The sequence below is a fragment of the Streptomyces typhae genome, from assembly GCF_009755605.1.
Classification (GTDB): domain Bacteria; phylum Actinomycetota; class Actinomycetes; order Streptomycetales; family Streptomycetaceae; genus Streptomyces; species Streptomyces typhae.
The window spans coordinates 57,576-75,431 of the sequence record NZ_WPNZ01000030.1 but is presented as its reverse complement, the minus strand read 5'-3'; the positions used below and the strand labels follow the sequence as shown (position 1 = coordinate 75,431).

At 71.7% G+C, this 17,856-nt stretch carries 18 protein-coding genes; 2 read left to right on the top strand and 16 right to left on the bottom strand.

Annotation, left to right across the window (positions count from 1 at the left end; translation table 11 throughout):
* The first annotated feature begins 52 nt into the window (after window positions 1-52).
* Window positions 53-892 carry a siderophore-interacting protein gene (locus GPA10_RS36830; RefSeq protein ID WP_157169192.1) on the top strand — a complete coding sequence of 280 codons (840 nt, stop codon included), beginning with the start codon at window positions 53-55 and terminating at the stop codon, window positions 890-892.
* A 173-nt stretch (window positions 893-1,065) separates the two neighbouring features.
* Here GPA10_RS36830 and GPA10_RS36825 read toward each other — a convergent pair whose 3' ends face one another.
* On the bottom strand, window positions 1,066-1,653 hold the full coding sequence (locus GPA10_RS36825) for a GNAT family N-acetyltransferase (protein WP_157169191.1): 588 nt from the start codon (window positions 1,651-1,653) through the stop codon (window positions 1,066-1,068).
* 113 nt (window positions 1,654-1,766) lie between these two features.
* On the opposite strand from GPA10_RS36825, the gene GPA10_RS36820 reads away from it, so the two are divergent.
* Window positions 1,767-2,720: an RluA family pseudouridine synthase gene (locus GPA10_RS36820; RefSeq protein WP_246260408.1), complete on the top strand. Its 954-nt coding sequence runs from the start codon at window positions 1,767-1,769 to the stop codon at window positions 2,718-2,720.
* A gap of 60 nt (window positions 2,721-2,780) precedes the next feature.
* On the opposite strand, the gene GPA10_RS36815 is transcribed toward GPA10_RS36820, so the two are convergent.
* From GPA10_RS36815 to GPA10_RS36745, 15 genes are all read right to left on the bottom strand, one after another.
* Window positions 2,781-4,307 (bottom strand): cytochrome P450, encoded by a 1,527-nt coding sequence (locus GPA10_RS36815; protein WP_343041733.1) that lies wholly within the window; start codon window positions 4,305-4,307, stop codon window positions 2,781-2,783.
* Window positions 4,308-4,325: 18 nt separating this feature from the next.
* The gene (locus tag GPA10_RS36810; protein ID WP_157169189.1) at window positions 4,326-4,955 is read right to left on the bottom strand and encodes a GTP-binding protein; all 630 of its coding nucleotides are present in this window, start codon (window positions 4,953-4,955) and stop codon (window positions 4,326-4,328) included.
* Entirely contained in the window at window positions 4,936-5,412 is a 477-nt protein-coding gene (locus tag GPA10_RS36805) for a DUF742 domain-containing protein (RefSeq protein ID WP_157169188.1), read from the bottom strand. Before GPA10_RS36805 ends, GPA10_RS36810 begins: the two co-directional genes overlap by 20 nt.
* The gene (locus GPA10_RS36800; RefSeq protein ID WP_058851778.1) at window positions 5,409-5,816 is read right to left on the bottom strand and encodes a roadblock/LC7 domain-containing protein; all 408 of its coding nucleotides are present in this window, start codon (window positions 5,814-5,816) and stop codon (window positions 5,409-5,411) included. Before GPA10_RS36800 ends, GPA10_RS36805 begins: the two co-directional genes overlap by 4 nt.
* On the bottom strand, window positions 5,813-7,444 hold the full coding sequence (locus GPA10_RS36795) for an ATP-binding protein (RefSeq protein ID WP_157169187.1): 1,632 nt from the start codon (window positions 7,442-7,444) through the stop codon (window positions 5,813-5,815). The genes GPA10_RS36800 and GPA10_RS36795 overlap by 4 nt, the downstream gene beginning before the upstream one ends.
* Before the next feature lie 372 nt (window positions 7,445-7,816).
* Window positions 7,817-10,627 (bottom strand): DEAD/DEAH box helicase, encoded by a 2,811-nt coding sequence (locus GPA10_RS36790; RefSeq protein ID WP_157169186.1) that lies wholly within the window; start codon window positions 10,625-10,627, stop codon window positions 7,817-7,819.
* A 120-nt stretch (window positions 10,628-10,747) separates the two neighbouring features.
* Window positions 10,748-11,638 (bottom strand): diacylglycerol kinase, encoded by an 891-nt coding sequence (locus GPA10_RS36785; RefSeq protein WP_343041732.1) that lies wholly within the window; start codon window positions 11,636-11,638, stop codon window positions 10,748-10,750.
* A gap of 87 nt (window positions 11,639-11,725) precedes the next feature.
* A complete protein-coding gene (tatC, locus tag GPA10_RS36780; RefSeq protein ID WP_484600353.1) occupies window positions 11,726-12,661 on the bottom strand; it encodes a twin-arginine translocase subunit TatC in 936 nt (311 codons plus the stop codon).
* A gap of 51 nt (window positions 12,662-12,712) precedes the next feature.
* The gene (gene tatA, locus GPA10_RS36775; protein WP_058851773.1) at window positions 12,713-13,003 is read right to left on the bottom strand and encodes a Sec-independent protein translocase subunit TatA; all 291 of its coding nucleotides are present in this window, start codon (window positions 13,001-13,003) and stop codon (window positions 12,713-12,715) included.
* Window positions 13,004-13,247: 244 nt separating this feature from the next.
* Entirely contained in the window at window positions 13,248-13,445 is a 198-nt protein-coding gene (locus GPA10_RS36770) for a hypothetical protein (protein ID WP_058851772.1), read from the bottom strand.
* A gap of 20 nt (window positions 13,446-13,465) precedes the next feature.
* Window positions 13,466-13,720, bottom strand: coding sequence for a hypothetical protein (locus GPA10_RS36765; RefSeq protein ID WP_058851771.1), 255 nt, complete (start codon window positions 13,718-13,720; stop codon window positions 13,466-13,468).
* A gap of 160 nt (window positions 13,721-13,880) precedes the next feature.
* Window positions 13,881-14,876: a helix-turn-helix transcriptional regulator gene (locus tag GPA10_RS36760; protein WP_058851770.1), complete on the bottom strand. Its 996-nt coding sequence runs from the start codon at window positions 14,874-14,876 to the stop codon at window positions 13,881-13,883.
* A gap of 17 nt (window positions 14,877-14,893) precedes the next feature.
* A complete protein-coding gene (locus tag GPA10_RS36755; RefSeq protein ID WP_058851769.1) occupies window positions 14,894-15,910 on the bottom strand; it encodes a helix-turn-helix transcriptional regulator in 1,017 nt (338 codons plus the stop codon).
* Between the two features lie 348 nt (window positions 15,911-16,258).
* On the bottom strand, window positions 16,259-16,633 hold the full coding sequence (locus tag GPA10_RS36750; RefSeq protein WP_343041731.1) for an FKBP-type peptidyl-prolyl cis-trans isomerase: 375 nt from the start codon (window positions 16,631-16,633) through the stop codon (window positions 16,259-16,261).
* A 64-nt stretch (window positions 16,634-16,697) separates the two neighbouring features.
* Window positions 16,698-17,693 (bottom strand): FKBP-type peptidyl-prolyl cis-trans isomerase, encoded by a 996-nt coding sequence (locus GPA10_RS36745; RefSeq protein ID WP_343041730.1) that lies wholly within the window; start codon window positions 17,691-17,693, stop codon window positions 16,698-16,700.
* Window positions 17,694-17,856 lie beyond the last annotated feature (163 nt).

The following is a 17,856-nucleotide window of genomic DNA, read 5'->3' as shown; positions in this document are numbered from 1 at the left end:
TGTTAGGTTAGGTAAACCTAACTATTTGTGGATGAGGGGAAGGCCTACCGCCATGGCAGAGCGACCCGCACGCAAAATGCCGAAGCTGCACACCGCGCAGGTCCTGCGCACCGAGCGTCTGACGCCCCATATGCTCCGCGTGGTCGTCGGCGGCGAGGGCCTGGCGGAGTTCTCCGCCGGGGAGTGCACGGACCACTACGTGAAGCTGCTGTTCCCGCGCGAGGGCGGCAGCTTCCCGCCGGACTACGACATGGAGCGGGCCCGTGAGGAGCTCCCCCGCGACCAGTGGCCGGTGATGCGCACGTACACGGTGCGCTGGTGGGACCCCAAGACCCGCGAGCTGGCCCTCGACTTCGTGATCCACGGCGACGAGGGCCTCGCCGGGCCGTGGGCGCTCAACGTGCGGCCGGGCGAGACGATCCACATGGCCGGACCCGGCGGTGGGTACCACCCGGACCCGACCGCCGACTGGCACCTCATCGCCGGTGACGAGAGCGCGCTGCCCGCCATCGCCGCCGCCCTCGAGGCCCTGCCCGAGGGCGCCGACGTGCGCGCCTTCGTGGAGATCGAGGGCCCCGATGAGGAGCAGCCGATCGACACCCACGCGAAGATCGTCTGGCTGCACCGCGACGGCCGCCCCGTCGGCCAGGCCCTCGTCGAGGCCGTCCGCGCCCTCGACTTCCCCTCCGGCGACCTTCAGGCCTTCGTGCACGGCGAGGCGGGCTTCGTGAAGGAGATCCGCCGCATCCTGCGCATCGAGCACGAGGTCCCGCGCGAGCGCCTCTCCGTCTCCGGTTACTGGCGCCTCGGCCACAACGAGGACGGCTGGCAGGCGTCCAAGCCGGAGTGGAACGCCCAGGTGGAGGCCGAACAGGAAGCAGCAGCGGCGTAACCGCACGAGGGCGTCGCCCACCCTTCCCGCCACCGCTGCGGGCGCTCGTCGCCCCACTGCGGGCAATCGTCCCGCGGAGCGAGTGGAATCTCCCCTGCCGCTAGCGGAGCCGAGAGCCTGGGGACGGGTGGGTACAGCCAATGCACCTGCACCGGGCACCGTCCCGCGGACGCTCAGCCGGTCGGACCCGCGACCCGCGCGTGCAGATGCATGTCGTGCCACCCGTCCTCATGCAGAACGGCACTCCGCTTGGTGCCCTCCGGCAGGAACCCGGTCTTCAGCGCCACCCGGCAGGACGCCTCGTTCACCGTGGCATGGGTGAGTTCGAGCCGGTGCAGTCCCACGACGTCCATGGCCCACGCGGCCAGGGCGGCGACCCCGCGCGGAGCGACACCCCGGCCCCGGAAGCGGGGCCGGGTCCAGTACGCCATCTCCGCCTGCCCGTCGGCGAGATGGATCTCGCGCAGGGCGACCCGCCCCGCCACCTCGTCGGTGCCGACGTCGACCACCGCCCAGTGCGCACTGCTCTCCTTCGCCCACTCCCCCCGCCAGCGCTCTATCCACTGGCGGGCCTCGTCCTCGGAGTCGGCCACGCGCGCGTGCCAGCGTTGCAGCACCGGGTCCTGGAACGCCTCGTACACGGCACCCGCGTCGGCGGGCGACCAGGGCCGCAGGGCGAGGCCGTCGGCAGCGGGCAGAGACGGTTGCTCCCGGCTCGCGAAGGTGCCGGGCTCCACCACGTTCGAGATCTTGTATGGCATGCGGCCATCGTGCAGGCCTACGGCCGAGGGGGACACCGGTTTTCCGGGGCGCCCCCGGGCCGCCGGGCCGGGCGGCGGGCACGCGCGGCCCGGCCCGGCTCCGCCCCGTACGCTTGCCCGATGTGACCCGCAGACGCCGCGTTCCGCCCGCTCCCCTGCCGCAGCGTGACGGCGTCGACCCGGTGCGGCTGCGGCTGCCCGCCGACGGGACGTGGGCGACCGTGCGGGACCACCTCGTGGAGCGCCTCGGCGTCCCGCCCGGCACCGTCGACGCGATGCTCGCGGAGAGCCGGGTCGTCGGCGCCGACGGGACGCCGGTGGCGCCGGACGCCCCGTACGCGGCGGGCGCGTACGTGTGGTTCCAGCGGGACCTGCCGGACGAGCCCCCGGTGCCCCACGACATCGAGGTCGTGTACCGCGACGAGCACATCGTCGTCGCCGACAAACCGCACTTCCTCGCCACCATGCCGCGCGGCAGCCACGTCACCCAGACCGCGCTCGCCCGGCTCCGTGCCACCCTCGGCATCCCGGCGCTCGGCGCCGCCCATCGCCTGGACCGGCTCACCGCGGGCCTGCTCCTGTTCACCGTGCGGCCCGCGGAGCGCGGCGCCTACCAGACGCTGTTCCACGACCGCCGCGTGCACAAGGAGTACGAGGCCGTGGCCGCCCACGACCCCGGCCTCGCGTTCCCGCGCACCGTGCGCAGCCACATCGTGAAGGAGCGCGGGATCCTCGCGGCCTACGAGGTCGCGGGCGCCGAGCCCAACAGCGAGAGCCGCGTCGAACTCGTCGAGCACCGCGGCGGGATCGCGCGCTACCGGCTGTTCCCGCACACCGGCCGCACCCACCAGCTCCGCGTCCATATGAACGCCCTCGGCCTGCCCATCCTCGGTGACCCGCTCTACCCCGAGGTGCGCGAGCCGACGGCGCCGGACGACTTCCGGCGCCCCCTGCAACTCCTCGCCCGCTCCCTCAGGTTCACCGACCCCGTGACCGGCGCCGCCCGCCATTTCGTGAGCGGCCGCACCCTCCAGGCGTGGTCCTCGTACGAGGAGTGGGCGGGCTAGCACCTGTCGTCGAGCTCCCTCCGTCGCCCGGAGGGGGCCCGGTCCTCTCGAAGCCACGGCTCAGTGGCCGCGCCACCACTCCAGCAGGCGCCGCCAGGCACCCTTGCGCCGGGCGGGCGCGACCGCGGCGGGCCCCGGGTCCGGCGGCGCGGTGGGTGTGGCCGCCGGTGCGGGGGCGTCCGTCGGTACCGGCGCAGGCGGCGGCTCGAACGCCTGCGGCAGCGGCGACGACACCTCCCAGGGCCTGGGCGGTGGCGGCGTGTGCGACCTCGGCGTCGCCGTGATGTCCTGCGGCGGCCGCTTGCCGAAGTACACCGGCAGCTCCACCAGGTGCCGCGACATGATCGACGAACGCCAGCGCAGCTCCCGCTCGTCGATGGCGAGTTCCACGTCGGGCAGCCGCATGAGGAGCGCGTCCACACCGGTGTCGGCGATGGCGCGGCCGATGTCCTGCCCCGGGCACTCGTGCGGTCCGCCGCTGAAGGCGAGGTGGGAGCGGTTGCCCTGCATGTTGGCTGCCAGGTCGGGGCGGACGACGGGGTCGACGTTGCCCGGCGCGATGCCGAGCAGCAGGCCGTCGCCCGCCTTGATCCGCCGGCCGCCGAGCTGGGTGTCCTGCTTGGCGAAGTAGCCGACCATCGCGCTGAACGGCGGCTCGTCCCACAGCGACTGCTCGACCGCCTCCGGCACGGTCATCTGGCCGCCGCTGAGCCGGGCGCGGAAACGCGGGTCGGTGAGCACCACGCGCAGGACGTTCGCGATGAGGTTCGCGGTGGCCTCGTACGCCGCGATGAGCACCAGACGCAGATGGGCGGCGACCTCGTCGTCGGTGAGCTGCTCGGGCTGGGCGATGAGGGCGCTGGCGAAGTCCTCCTCGGGCTGGGCGCGGCGGCGCGCCACGAGCCGGGTGAGGGCCTCCATCACGAACTCGTTGCTGGCGATGGCCGTCGTGGTGCCCTGGATCATGTCGCGGGCGGCCTGCACCATCCGCTCGCTGTACTCCTCGGGCATGCCGAGGATGTGCAGCATCACCATCATCGGCAGGTGCTCGGCGAACTGGCCGACCAGATCGGCGCGGCCGGTCTCGCAGACGCCGTTGAGGATCTTGTTGCTGTAGCGGTTGATGTGGCGGCGGATGCCGCGGTGGTCGAGGCCCGCCATGGCGCCGGTGACGGCGCCGCGCAGCCGCTGGTGCTCGGCGCCCTCCGCGAAGCTGCACATCGGCTGCCAGGTGAAGACGGGCGCGAGGGGGTGGTCGGCGCCCGCGGTGCCGTCCCGTACGGCGCTCCACTGCCGGGAGTCGCGGGTGTACAGGGAGGGCGTGCGGACCATGTGCAGGTTCTCGCTGTGGCCGAGCACCGCCCAGACGCGTACGTCGTTGTGGAGCAGGGCCGGTGCCACCGCGCCGTGTTCGGCGCGCAGCTTCTCGTACACGCCCGAGAGGTCCTGGTCCGCCTCGGGGCCGAACAGGCGGCGCAGACCGCCCGCGCCGAAACCGGAGGGGTCATGGGCGGGGCAGCCCGGCGGCGGCGCGGTGACCTGCTCGGTGCCGGGGCCGGCAGGGGAAGGGCGGGAGGGGGTGGTCACGGGTGTCGCTCCGGAGATTCAGGCCCTGGCCAGGGCGAGGGAGTGCAGATAGCGCATGAGGGTCATCAGGGTGTCCCTGCTGGAGACCCGCTGACGCGCGTCGCACGACACGATCGGCACGCGCTCGTCCAGGTCGAGCGCCGTGCGCAGGGCGTGCACGGGGTGGCGCGGGGCGTCCGGGAAGTCGTTGACGGCGATGATGAACGGCACGCCGCGCTCCTCCAGGCGCCCTATCACGTCGAAGCTGACCTCGAGGCGACGGGTGTCGATGAGGACGACGGCGCCGAGCGCCCCTTCGAAGAGGCCGTTCCACAGGAACCAGAAGCGCTCCTGGCCCGGGGTGCCGAATAGATAGAGCACCAGCTCGTCGGAGACGCTGATCCGGCCGAAGTCCATCGCCACGGTGGTGGCGGTCTTGGTCTCGGAGCCGTAGTCGTCGTCGACACCGATGCCGGCCTGCGTCATGGTCTCCTCGGTGGTCAGCGGACGGATCTCGCTGACCGAACCCACCATCGTCGTCTTGCCGACTCCGAACCCGCCCACGATGACGATCTTCACGGCGGCCGCGGCCGTGGCGGGCAGGACGTCCTGCTCGCGGGGGCCGGTGACGGTGCCGGAGGTGAGCGTGTCAGAGCTTTTGAAGTCCATGCATCACCGCTTCGAGAAGGGAACGGTCGGGGAGCGCGGAGCGCACCACGGGCGCGCGCGCATGCACTAAGTCCGCCGCGAGCAACTCCGTGAGGAGCACGGTCACCACGCTGTAGGGCAGCGCCATGTAGGCCGAGAGCTCCGCAGCGGACAGCGGCGTCCGGCACAGCCGAAGGAGCGTCGAGTGCTCGGGCTGTGCCGTCGGTGACGGATCGCCCTTGGCGACGATCAGCGTGACCAGGTCGATGGGGGCTCGTTCGGTGTCCTCGCCGGTCAGGATGTACAGCCGGTCGGGGCCACCGCCGGGTCCCGTCGGGGCCCCGGTGCCCGCCCCGGTCTCGGGCCTCGCCGGGGGTACCGGGCTGCGACGTTCGCGCCGGGCGGTGATCTCCGCCTGGAAGCGGGGATCGGCGTCGTCGGGTTTTCCGTCCTGCAAGGGGTCTTGCGGAGGAGTCATACGGCCTGCCCGTCACGCCGCGGCGGGCTGGTGAGGTGGTCGCCGATCCGCACGACCAGATCCCGCATGCGGTTGCTGACCATGCCGGCGTCGACGGTCTCCTCGGCGAGCACCGCGAGATACGCGCCGGCGCCCGCGGCCATCATGTAGAAGTAGCCGTTGTTGACCTCGATGATGACCATGCGCATCTGCCCGTCGCTCTCGGGGATCTCGGTGGCGACAGCGGTGGCGAGGCTCTGGAGCCCCGCACAGGCCGCGGCGAGGCGGTCGGCACCGTCCGGGTCGCCGCCGTACCGCGCGATGCGCAGACCGTCGGCGGAGAGCACCACGATCTGCCTGACTCCGTAGACGCCGTCGGCGAGTTCCTTGAGCATCCAGTCGAAGTTGGCTCGCTGCTGGATCACTTCCAGCCCCCCTCGTCGGCGTTGTCGGTGCTTGTGTGGTCGTTCTGGCCGCGGACCTGTTCCTTGGCCGCCGGTCCTTCGGCGGCGTCGCGCGCGGGCGGGGTCTCGCCGTTGAGCCCCGCCATGAAGGCCTCGACCCACAGGCCGGGCGCCTTCTGCTCCTTCTTCGGCGGTTCGAGGGGCGCGGGTGGCTGCGCGGCGATGGCCGCCTCGGCGCGGCGCTGGGCCTCCGCCTCCTGCGCGTAGCGTTCGTGGAGCGACATCGTCGCGCGGCTCCTTCGCTGCGGCAGCCCCTGGGCGGTCCACTCGGTGACCTCGGGGATCTCGTCCTCCATGGACAAGTTGACCGGCATGGAGGGGCGAGGGACCGTGGTGACCTTGCGGGGCTTCTTGCGGCGGATGTCACGGGCCTCTTCGATGAACGTGCCGTCGGGGTTGACGCGCGGCACGGCGGAGGCGCCGATGCCGTGCGCGATGCCCGGCGCCTCGCCCGCGGTGATCATGTCGCGCGGCACGATGAGCACCGCGCGCACACCGCCGTACGCGGACTGGCGCAGCGAGACCTGGAGGTTGTACATCCGCGAGAGCCGTCCCACGACGGCCAGGCCGAGGCGGGGCGTCTCCGTCAGGTCGGTCAGGTCCTTGCCCTGCTTGGCGTCCTCCAGCATCTTCTCGGCCCGCTTGCGGGCCTCCTCGCTGAGGCTGACGCCGCCGTCCTCGATCTCCACGGCGACACCCGACTGCACCTCGACGGCGGTGACGTGCACCTTGGTCTGCGGCGGCGAGTAGCGCGTGGCGTTGTCGAGCAGTTCGGCGCAGGCGTGGATGAGCGGCTCCACCTTGGTGCCGTGGATGGCGACGTCGGTGATGGAGTGCAGCTCGATCCGCCGGTACTCCAGGATCCGGGACATGGCGCCGCGCAACACGCTGAACAGCGGTACGGGCTTGGGCCACTGGCGGCCGGGGCGGGCGCCGCCGAGCACCGTGACCGAGTCGGCGAGGCGGCCGATGAGGGCCGTGCCGTGGTCGAGACGGAGCAGGTCGTCGAAGACCTCGGGGTTGCGGCCGTGGAACTCCTCCATGTCGCGCAGTTCCGCGGACTGCTGGTGGACGATGGACTGCACGCGCCGCGCGATGTTGACGAAGGCGCGCTGCGCGTTCTCGCGCATCGCCACCTCGTGGTCCGCGGTGTCCAGGATGGAGCGCAGCAGGACGCGCTGGGGCTGCGGCAGACGGCGGTTGTTCTCGTCGCCGTCGATCACGTGCCGGATGACCTCCGAAGGGGCCTCGCCCTGGCGGACCCGGTAGAGGGTCTGGGGCAGCAGCTCGCGCCCCAGGCGGACGGTGTCCTCGTCGTGGGTCGCGATGCGGTGCTCCAGGTGGGCGATCTGCGCCGCGTGGCTCCTGCGCAGGTCCCGCAGGACGCGTCCGCGGCGTGCGGCCTCGGCGCCGACGGCGACGACCAGGAGCGTCGCCACGGCACCGCACAGGCCTACCGCGGTCCGGGCCGGCTCCGTCACGGCGGCGACGGCGGCTCCCGTCGCCGCGGCCATGACCATGGCCGGCAGCAACAGCACGCGTGCGTAAGGGACTTCTCGGCCACCGGGAGGCGATTGAACACTCACCATGTATGCCCTCTGAACACTCGTCTTGGGGGGAGAAAGGGGAAGGGTGCGGGGGTCCCCTGCACGAAAGAACGAACTATCGAATATCAGGGAACAAGCGCGCGAATCTGTCGCAACTTGTTCAACTCGCCGCGCTCCGGGCGAGCTTAGTCCGCTCACATCACGCTGGAGTCATATTCGGCAACCCTCTGCGAGCAGCCGCGAACAGGCATACACTCGGCCCCATTTACACGCGTGGCGACCGGTCGACCGCATGGAGTCACCGCCTCCGGCCTGGGAGGCGCCCCCTGCGCGCCCCCGGGTGCGCGCGGGTGGCGGAGACGGCAGTGGCCCCCGCCGGTTCACCCGGCGGGGGCCACTGCGATGCCGCCGACGTCAGCCTACGGAGCTGTACGCCACCACTCCGCGCAGCAGCTGGTCCACTGCCTTGCGCGCGTTCTTCCCGACCGTGCCGCCCTCGCGCGGCGCCGCCGCGGAGATCTGCCCCAGTACGTCGATGACCTGCTTGCACCAGCGCACGAAGTCACCGGCCGGCATCTCCGCCTCGCGCAGGACCTCGTCGAGGCCCTTGCCGCTCGCCCACATGTACGCCGCCCAGGCGAAGCCGAGGTCGGGCTCGCGCTGCCCGACGCCCTCCGCCTGACTGATCCGGAACTCCTCCTCCAGGGCGTCGAGGCGGCCCCAGATGCGGACCATCTCGCCGAGCGCCGCCTTGGCGTTGCCCGAGGGCAGCTTCGGGGCGAGCGCGTCGTCGCCGACCCGTGCCTCGTACACCAGGGCGGAGACGCAGGCGGCGAGCTCGGCCGGGCCGAGGCCCTCCCACACGCCCGCGCGCAGGCATTCGCTGGCCAGCAGGTCCAGCTCGCCGTACAGCCGGGCGAGGCGCTTGCCGTGCTCGGTGACCTCGTCGCCGCGCAGATAGTCGAGCTCGGTGAGCAGGGCGACGATGCGGTCGAAGGTGCGGGCGATCGTGTTCGTGCGGCCCTCGATGCGGCGCTCCAGCTGCGAGGTGTCCCGCAGCAGGCGGTGGTAACGCTCGGCCCAGCGGGCGTGGTCCTCGCGCTCGTCGCAGCCGTGGCAGGGGTGCGCCCGCAGCTCGGTGCGCAGCCGGGCGATCTCGCGGTCGTCGGCGGCGACAGCGCGGCCCTTGCGGTGCCGCTCGGGCACGATGTGACCGGCCTTGGTGCGCAGCGCGGAGGCGAGGTCGCGGCGGGACTGCGGGGAGCGCGCGTTGAACGACTTGGGGATGCGCATCCGCTCCACGGCCTCGACCGGCACCGGGAAGTCCATCGACGCGAGCCGCTTGACCTGCCGCTCGGCGGTGAGGACGAGCGGGCGCGGCCCGTCCTGGTGCTCGAAGCCGCGATGGCCGTTGGCGCGGCCCGCGGGCAGGCCGGGGTCGAGGACCAGGGCGAGGCCCGCGAACTTCCCCGTCGGTACGTGGATCACGTCGCCCGGCTTGAGCTTCTCCAGGGCGGCCGCTGCGGCGGCACGGCGCTGGACGGCGCCCTGCTTGGCGAGTTCGGTCTCGCGGTCCTTGAGTTCGCGGCGCAGCCGCGCGTACTCCTCGAAGTCGCCGAGGTGGCAGGTCATCGAGGCCTTGTAGCCCTCGAGGCCCTCCTCGTTCTTCTGCACCTGCCGGGAGATGCCGACGACCGACTTGTCGGCCTGGAACTGTGCGAAGGACGTCTCCAGGAGCTCGCGCGAGCGGTGCCTGCCGAACTGCTCGACCAGGTTCACCGCCATGTTGTACGACGGCTTGAAGCTGGAGCGCAGCGGATAGGTGCGGGTGCCCGCGAGGCCCGCCAGGTGCTCGGGGCTCATGGCGCGCTGCCACAGGACGACGGCGTGGCCCTCGACGTCGATGCCGCGGCGCCCGGCCCTGCCGGTGAGCTGGGTGTACTCGCCGGGGGTGATGTCGGCGTGCTGCTCGCCGTTCCACTTCACCAGCTTTTCCAGGACCACGCTGCGGGCGGGCATGTTGATGCCGAGCGCCAGCGTCTCGGTGGCGAACACGGCCTTCACCAGGCCGCGCACGAACAGCTCCTCCACGACTTCCTTGAAGGTCGGCAGCATGCCCGCGTGGTGGGCGGCGATGCCGCGCTCAAGGCCCTCCAGCCATTCGTAGTACCCGAGGACGTGGAGGTCCTCGTCCGGGATCGAGGCCGTGCGTTCCTCGACCAGCTCGCGCACCCGCAGGCGGGCGTCGTCGTCGTTCAGGCGCAGGCCCGCGTACAGGCACTGCTGCACGGCGGACTCGCATCCGGCGCGGCTGAAGATGAACGTGATGGCGGGAAGGAGGCCCTCGGCGTCCAGGCGCTCGATGACCTCGGGGCGGCCCGGCGTCCAGATCCGCGAGCGCGACCTGCGCTCCCGCTCGCGGTCGGCCTCGCGGACCATCTTGCCCTTGCGGCGGTCCCGCGGGTTGTACGACCGGCTGGACTCCAGGCGGGCCATCCGGGTCAGGTCCGGGTTGACCGTCCTGCGCCGTCCTTCGCCCTCCTCGAAGAGGTCGTACATCCGCCGGCCCGCGAGCACGTGCTGGAACAGCGGGACCGGACGGTGCTCGGAAACGATCACTTCGGTGTCACCGCGGACCGTGTCGAGCCAGTCGCCGAACTCCTCCGCGTTCGACACCGTGGCCGACAGGGACACCAGCGTGACCGACTCCGGCAGGTGGATGATCACTTCTTCCCAGACCGCGCCGCGGAAACGGTCCGAGAGGTAGTGCACCTCGTCCATCACCACATGGCCGAGACCGATCAGGGACTGCGAGCCCGCGTACAGCATGTTCCGCAGGACCTCGGTGGTCATCACGACCACCGGTGCCTCGGAGTTGACGCTGTTGTCGCCCGTGAGCAGGCCGACCCGGTCCGCGCCGTACCTCTTGGCGAGGTCGTTGTACTTCTGGTTGGAGAGCGCCTTGATCGGCGTGGTGTAGAAACACTTCTTGCCCTGCTGGAGGGCGAGGTGCACGGCGAACTCGCCGACGATCGTCTTCCCGGAGCCCGTGGGGGCGGCCACGAGCACGCCCTTGCCGGCTTCGAGCGCCTGGCACGCCTCGATCTGGAAGGGGTCGAGGCCGAATTCGTACATCTCGCGGAAGGACGCGAGTGCGGTGGCCTGCTCGACGGCACGCTTGCGCGCCGCCGCATACCGCTCGGCCGGTGAGAGGTCCTCTGTCATCGTGCTTTCGAGCCTACCGGCCACCACTGACAACGGACGATCATTATCGGCTCCCGGAAAATCCGCAGATCACCGGCACCGTGGAGAAACCCGCAGGTGAAAGCGGTGCGCCCCGGCGCCTCAGGGCCCGAGGATCCGTACCGCCCCCGGCACGCAGCGGGCGGTCAGCGGCAGCTCACCGAGGCGTTCGCCGTCCGCGTACCCGGTGGTCCCGGGCGCCGCGAGCTCCACCTTGGCGGCCCGGTGCACGGTGACCTTCGGGTGGTCCAGGTGCGTGCCCCGGTAGACCCGGGGGAACACCTTGAGCAGCGTGGTCCGGCCGCAGTCCCCCACGACCGTGACGTCGAAGAGCCCGTCGGCCATGTCGGCGCCCGCGCAGATCCGCATGCCGCCGCCGTACGAGGAGCCGTTACCGACCGCCACCAGGGTCGCCTCGACCTCGTGGACGTCGGTGTCGTCGAGCGTGATGCGGTAGCGGACCGGCGCGAACGCGGCCAGCTCGGCGATCATGGCGAGGTCGTACTTGAACCGGCCGCCGGGCCACCGCATGCGGTTGCCGCGGTCGTTGACCCGCGAGTCGAAGCCGGACGCGAGGACCGTCCCGAACCAGGTCGCGCCGACCCGTCCCGCGTCGATGTCCCGTATCCGGTCCTCCTTGAGCGCCGCCGCGACCAGGGCACCCGCGGCGGCGGGCGCCCGCACGGGCAGCCCGAGGGCCCGCGCGAAGTCGTTGCCGGTGCCGACGGCGATCACCCCGAGCGGGGTACGGGTCCCCGCCACGGCCTGCAGGGCGAGGCTCACCAGGCCGTCGCCCCCGACGGCTATCAGGGCTCCGGTGCCCCCGTCGACGGCCGCACGGGCCCGGCGCAGGGCGTCCCCGGCGTCCTCGCCGATGACGGTGCGCACGGAGAACCCGGCCGCCCGCAGGGCCGCCGCGGCGGGCTGCGCGGCGTGCGCTCCGCGGCCGCGGCCCGCGGTGGGATTGACGAAGAGAGTGATCTCGCTGGTCACGGGCGGACCCTACAAGGCGGCCCGCCCCGGCAACCAGAAGGGGCCGGACGCGGTGTGCGTCCGGCCCCGGTGCGGTCGTGCGGTGCCTCAGGTGACGTCGTCGTAGCCGTTGTACTTCGCCGTCCGGGAGCCGTCGCCGTTGACCTGCTCCGGCAGCGCCTTGGCGGTGGGTGCGGGGGCGATGGGCTCGGGTGTGAGGTCGAGCTCGGAGGCCTCGTCGTCGTCGAGTTCCGCGTCCGGGTCGCCCCGGCGGCGACGCTTGTCGTTGAGGACGGAGAAGCCGACGGCGATGAAGTAGAGGACCACGATGGGGCCCGCGAGGGCGAGCATGCCGAGCGGGTCGGTCGTCGGCGTGGCGACCGCGCCGAAGATGAACACGCCCATCACCACGCCGCGCCACCAGCCGAGCATGCGGCGTCCGGTGACGATGCCGGTCATGTTCAGCATCACGAGCAGCAGCGGCAGTTCGAAGGAGGCGCCGAAGACCAGGACCATCCTGACGCTGAAGTCGAGGATGTCGTCCATCTCGAGGATGTTCGACGCGCCGTCGGGCGTGATGCCGAGGAGCACGCGCATGCTGATCGGCATGATCACGTACGCGAGCCAGGCGCCGGCGAAGAACAGCGGCACCGCGGCGGCGACGAACGCGTAGGTGTACTTGCGCTCGCTCTTGTGCAGCCCCGGGGCGACGAAGGCCCAGAGCTGGTACAGCCAGACCGGGCTGGAGAGGACGACACCCGCCATGAGGCTGACCTTCACCGTGGTGGTGAACGGCGACAGGAGTTTGGTGTAGGAGACGACGGCACAGGAGCCGCCGGTGGACTCGCCCAGACCCTCCTTGCAGCGCGGCACCGGGTCCGAGAGGAAGTCCATCAGCTGCTGGCTGTAGAAGGCCGCCACGATCGAGACGATCGTGACCGCGAGGAGTCCCTTGGCAAGCCGGTTGCGGAGTTCACGCAGATGGTCCGCGAGCGGCATCCGCCCCTCGGGGTCCCGCTCCTTGTTGCGGGCAGACTTAAGCAACCCACGTCCTCATCTCGTGCGGCAGGCCGGCTCGTCGGGGCCGGCCTTGGGTCAGCGCTTCGTCGTGTCGGTGGGCTCGGCGACGGGGCGCGAGCTGGTCACGTCACCGGGGGCGGCCTGGATGGTGCGCTGCTGCGGAGCGGTCTGGTCGGCGGGCGCGGGCGGGTCGGCCGGGGCCTCCTCGTCCTTCTTGCCGTCCGACTTCATCGCCTTGGCCTCGCTCTTGAGGATCCGCGCCGACTTGCCGAGGGAACGGGCCATGTCCGGCAGCTTCTTCGCACCGAAGAGCAGGACCAGGATGACGAGGATCAGAATGATCTCGGTGGGGCCGAGCCTACCCATAGCTGTCTACCTTCTTCACCGAGGCGTCAGATTTCGGACCGGCTGTCGGACAGTCGTCCGACCACCGGGCTTGGCTGCGATCGTAACCCCCTGGAGTAAACGCAGGGCAATCCCTGTGCATACTCCCAGTTGCGGCCCGCGCCTCACATTTCGGACCACTTCAGCAGCGTACCCGGCTGCCCTGGGGTGTTGACAGGCCGCCTCGGCGCGAAGGCCCCGGTGGGGCGCTACCGGCCCGGCGGACTCAGCCGAGGTCCCGGCCCGCGCGGGCCACTCCCGTCGCCGCCTTCTCCAGGTCCTCGGCGGCGCGGTTGATCCTCTGTGTGGTCTCGGTCACCTGCCTGCCGAGCCGCTGGGCCTCCACGAAGACCTTGATCGCGAACACACTCAGGACGGCGAGGCCGCAGAAGCCCGTGCCCACCGCCAGCATCGCCCAGAACATGAGGTCGAGCCTAGTCGAGGCTAGAGCGTCGAGTGCAGCCGCAGCGTCCGCACCCCGCCCCCGGTGAGGAGTTCGACGATGCGCTCACCGGCGGGCTTGCGCACGGCGTTGCCGCACTCCGGGCAGGTGAAGGAGTAGAAGGTCGTCCGCCGGCTGGCACCGATGGCCAGCCGCAGCGCGCCCGCGGAGAGCTCGAAACGGGCCCGGCAGTCGGGGCAGGCGGCCTTGAAGAGGACCGCGGCCACCGAAGGCGACGAAAGGGGCATCAGCGTCATACTGTGCGACTCTCCTCGGCTCTGACGACCACAACCGGCCCCGCTCCGGCCGCCGGGCCGGGGGCCCGCGCCGGGCCGTCCGCCCCGCGCGGGGCGGAGCCGCCCCACCGGCAGCCCCACGCCAGATCGCTCCCCTGCTGCGGGGCGCGGCGCGGCGCGGTCACCGGGCGGGCCCGTCCGCCGGGGCGGCGCCGGCCTCCGGCGCCTGTTCCTCGTACGCGGCAAGGGCCTCGCGCGCCGCACGCCGGGCGCTGTCCGCCAGGTCCTGCGGGGAGACGATGTGCCCGTCCCGGCCGAGGCGCAGGGCGAGACGGCGCAGGGAGGCCGGTTCGGGGGTGCGCAGGGTGATGCGCAGTCCGCCGTCGGGCAGCTCCTCCGCGCTGTCGTGCGGGTAGTACTCGGCGACCCAGCGGCCCCCCGGTCCGACCTCGACCACGACCTCCGGGTCCTCGGCCGCGGGCTGCACGAGCCCGGCGGAGAGGTCCCGCAGCTCCACCTCCGGGGGTGCGGACGGCTCGTCGAGGACCTTGATCTCGGCGACCCGGTCGAGCCGGAAGGTGCGCCGCGCCTCGGAGCGGCGGCACCACGCCTCCACATAGGTGTGGCCCACGCTGACCAGGCGGATCGGGTCGATCTCCCGCTCGGTGAGCTGGTCGCGGGCCGGGGAGTAGTAGCGGATCCAGAGTCTGCGGCGCTCGGAGATGGCACGGTCGACGTCGGCGAAGACGCCGCCCTCGGACTCGAAGGTGACCGAGAGCCGCGAGCTGGCACCGGCCGCCTCGCCCGCCGCCTCCTCCAGCTTCGCCGTCGCGCGCAGCAGCGCGAGCCGGTCGCTCTCCCGCAGGCCCGGCAGCGTGGACACCGCGCGGGCGGCCACGAGCAGCGCCGTGGCCTCGTCGGCGGCGAGCCGCAGCGGCTCGGCGACGTCGTCCGGGTTGTGCCACCAGATGCGCTCGCCGTCGGTGTCGATGTCGAGGAGGTCGCCGCCGCGGAAGCTGGTCCCGCACAGCGGCAGCACGTCGAGGTCGGAGATCAGCTCGTCCTGGCTGATGCCGAAGGCGCGGGCCACGTCGGCGACGCGGGCGCCGGGGCGCTCGCGCAGATAGGTCACCAGGGACAGCATCCGCCTGGTCTGGTCGATGGCATTCGCGGCCATTGCTGGTTACGTCCCCCTCAGCCCTTGGCCACGGCGCGCAGCCGGTCCACGACGTCGGCCCGCAGCTCGGCGGGCTCGACGACCACCACGTCAGGACCGAACTCCACCAGCCAGGCGTCGAGCCCGTGCCCGTACGGAATCTCCAACTCGTCCCAGTCCTCGTCGAGTTCCCGGGCGCCGACGGCCTTGGCGCGCAGGGGGTAGCCGGCGCCCTTGCGGAGCCGGATCAGGGCGGTGCGGTCGGCCTTCTCGCCCGCCCAGCTCGCCACGGTCTCACGCACGGTGACCACGTCGGGCACCTCGGCGCGGAACTTCCCTGCCCGCGAGCGGACCTTGCCGGTGATGCGGGAGAGCCGGAAGACGCGCTCGGCCTCGCGGTCGCGGTCCCAGCCCGCCAGGTACCAGTGGCCGCGCCAGCACTCCAGGGCCCAGGGCTCGACGTGTCGTGGGGCAGGGTGCGCGGCGGTGGCCTTGCGGTACTCGAAGACGACGGGGCGGCGGTCGCGGCAAGCCAGCATCAGCGGCTCGAAGGCCGCCTCGTGCACGGGGATGCGGGGTTCGAGGGCGCCGTGCGCCTCGTAGGGGTCGACGTCCTCGGGCAGGCCCGCGGCGCGCAGCTTCTGCAGGGCGCCGCTCGCCGCGCCGGCGAGCCTCGCCTGCTGCCACACCTTCGCGGCAAGGCCGAGGGCCGCGGCCTCCTCGGCGTCGAGCCTGACGGGCGGCAGCCGGTTGCTGTCGCGGCGGGCCAGATAGCCGACCTCGCCGTCGAGGTTCTCCACGGTCTCGATGACCAGGCCGAGTTCCCGCAGGTCGTCCTTGTCCCGCTCGAACATGCGGTTGAAGGAGTCCTCGGAACCGGCGGGCGGCCCGGAGAGCGCGCTGCGGCCGGGGCCGAAGGCGGCGCCCGGTGCAGGGCCGAAGGCCTCGACATAGGCCTCGATGGACTCCCGCAGCTCGCGCTTGCTGAGCGGTCGCCGGGTCCCGAGCAGACACAGCGCCAGATTCATGAGCCGCTCGGCCTTGGCAATGGCCATCGACGCCCTTTCTCTCTCCCGACCGACGACCGTACCGCCAGGGGGTGTCGCGGCAAAAGCCGAGGGCGGCCGGGGGGCAGTCGAGGGCAGGGGATACGGCCCGGAAGGGTTCCGGTACGGGACAGGCGAGGGCCCATGCCGGAACAGGCATGGGCCCTCGTCGGACACTTCCGGTCGGACACGAACGCGTCCGGTCGGCTGGTCGGACCGGGCACGAACGCGTCCGGCCGACGCGCCGGTCCGGGCTCGCTCACACGCGGCCGACGCGCCAGTCCGGGCACGCTCACACCAGGCCGACACGCAGGACCAGGCACGCTCACGCCCAGCCGACGCGCAGGACCAGGTGCGTCAGACCGAGACCAGGTCGCAGACGAAGATCAGGGTCTCGCCCGGGGCGATGCGGCCGCCACCGGCGCCGCGGTCGCCGTACGCGAGGTGCGCCGGGATGGTCAGCTTGCGACGGCCGCCGACCTTCATGCCCTGGACGCCCTGGTCCCAGCCGGCGATGACCTGGCCGGCGCCCAGCTGGAACTCCAGCGGGTTGCCGCGGTTCCAGGAGGCGTCGAACTCCTCGCCGGTGGAGAAGGACACTCCCACGTAGTGGACCTTGACGAAGTCGCCCGCCTTGGCCACCGCGCCGTCGCCTTCCCAGATCTCGTCGATCTGGAGCTCCGTGGGCGCCTCGCCCTCGGGGAAGTCGATCTCGGGCTTGTCGATGTTCACGAAAAACTCCTGCTCATGTACGTGAGGGGCAACCGGGACAGTCTGCCATCCGACCCGCCGATGATCACATCTTGGCGAGGATGTCCACGGAGAAGACCAGCGTGGAGTCCTTCTTGATGGAGCTGCCCTGCGGCGGCTTGTCGCCGTAGCCCTGCTTCGGCGGCACCACGACCAGGACGCGGCTGCCGACCTTCTTGCCGGTCAGGCCCTCGCGCCAGCCAGGAATGACCTGCGCGAGGGAGAACTGCGCGAGCTGGCCGCTCTTGTACGAGGAGTCGAAGTCCTTGCCGTCGGCCCAGAGCACGCCCTTGTACTGGCAGAGCAGCGTGTCGCTGGCCTTGACCTCGTCGCCGTCGCCCTCGATGACGTAGCTCCCGACGACCTTCTTGGGGGCGTCCTTCTTGGGCACGTCGATCTTGGGCGCCTTGCCGTCGGTGTTCGTCCCGATCTTCGGCAGGTCCATGTTGTCCTGGGCGACTTCCTTGCCCTTGGCGGAGCTCTTGGTGCTGTACGTGTTCACGATGTCGACGACGAAGACCAGGGTGTCGGTGCCCTTGATGCCCGCCTGCTTGTTGCCCTGCTTGCCGTACCCCAGCTCCGGGGGGATGGCGAGCTCGACGCGGCTGTCGACCTTCTTGCCGACGAGGCCCTGGTCCCAGCCGGGGATGACCTGGCCGACACCGATGGGGAAGATCGTCGGCGCCTTGCGGTCGTAGGAGTTGTCGAAGACCTTGGCCGAGTCCCAGATCTGGCCGAGGTAGTGGGCCTGGAGATAGTCGCCCTTGGCCACCTCGACGCCCTTGCCGGCGATGAGGGTCTTGACCGCGAGGTCGGACGACGGCTTGCCGGAGCCCTTGGCGACCGTCGGCTTCTCGCCGAACTTGGTGCCCTTGGTCACATCGGGCACCGGACCGTCGACGACCTTCGCCTTCGGCGGCGTGGAGTTCGACGGGGACGGGCTGTCCTTGGCCTTCGACTTGTCGGACTTGTCGTCGTCGCCGCATCCGGCCAGGGTCAGCAGGCCGGCCGGAACGGCCAGGAGAAGTGAGCGTCGGCGCACGGTGGGGGCCTCGTATCGATCGATCTTGTGGGTTGGCGTGCGCGCAACTCTACGCAGTGAGAAGGGCGCCGTACGAGGAACGTACGGCGCCCCGCGTTGCGTTCCCACAACGTCCCGGCGTCCCAGTGGCCACGGACCCGTGTCCCGGCGGTGTCCCGTCGGT

Excerpts from the sequence above, each read along its gene's own strand:
- GPA10_RS36755 (WP_058851769.1), bottom strand. The coding sequence starts at position 15,910 with ATGGCCATTGCCAAGGCCGAGCGGCTCATGAATCTGGCGCTGTGTCTG.
- GPA10_RS36825 (WP_157169191.1), bottom strand. The coding sequence starts at position 1,653 with ATGCCATACAAGATCTCGAACGTGGTGGAGCCCGGCACCTTCGCGAGC.
- GPA10_RS36810 (WP_157169189.1), bottom strand. The coding sequence starts at position 4,955 with ATGGACTTCAAAAGCTCTGACACGCTCACCTCCGGCACCGTCACCGGC.
- GPA10_RS36770 (WP_058851772.1), bottom strand. The coding sequence starts at position 13,445 with ATGTTCTGGGCGATGCTGGCGGTGGGCACGGGCTTCTGCGGCCTCGCC.
- GPA10_RS36805 (WP_157169188.1), bottom strand. The coding sequence starts at position 5,412 with ATGACTCCTCCGCAAGACCCCTTGCAGGACGGAAAACCCGACGACGCC.
- GPA10_RS36830 (WP_157169192.1), top strand. The coding sequence starts at position 53 with ATGGCAGAGCGACCCGCACGCAAAATGCCGAAGCTGCACACCGCGCAG.
- GPA10_RS36760 (WP_058851770.1), bottom strand. The coding sequence starts at position 14,876 with ATGGCCGCGAATGCCATCGACCAGACCAGGCGGATGCTGTCCCTGGTG.
- GPA10_RS36790 (WP_157169186.1), bottom strand. The coding sequence starts at position 10,627 with ATGACAGAGGACCTCTCACCGGCCGAGCGGTATGCGGCGGCGCGCAAG.
- GPA10_RS36765 (WP_058851771.1), bottom strand. The coding sequence starts at position 13,720 with ATGACGCTGATGCCCCTTTCGTCGCCTTCGGTGGCCGCGGTCCTCTTC.
- tatA (WP_058851773.1), bottom strand. The coding sequence starts at position 13,003 with ATGGGTAGGCTCGGCCCCACCGAGATCATTCTGATCCTCGTCATCCTG.
- GPA10_RS36795 (WP_157169187.1), bottom strand. The coding sequence starts at position 7,444 with ATGGTGAGTGTTCAATCGCCTCCCGGTGGCCGAGAAGTCCCTTACGCA.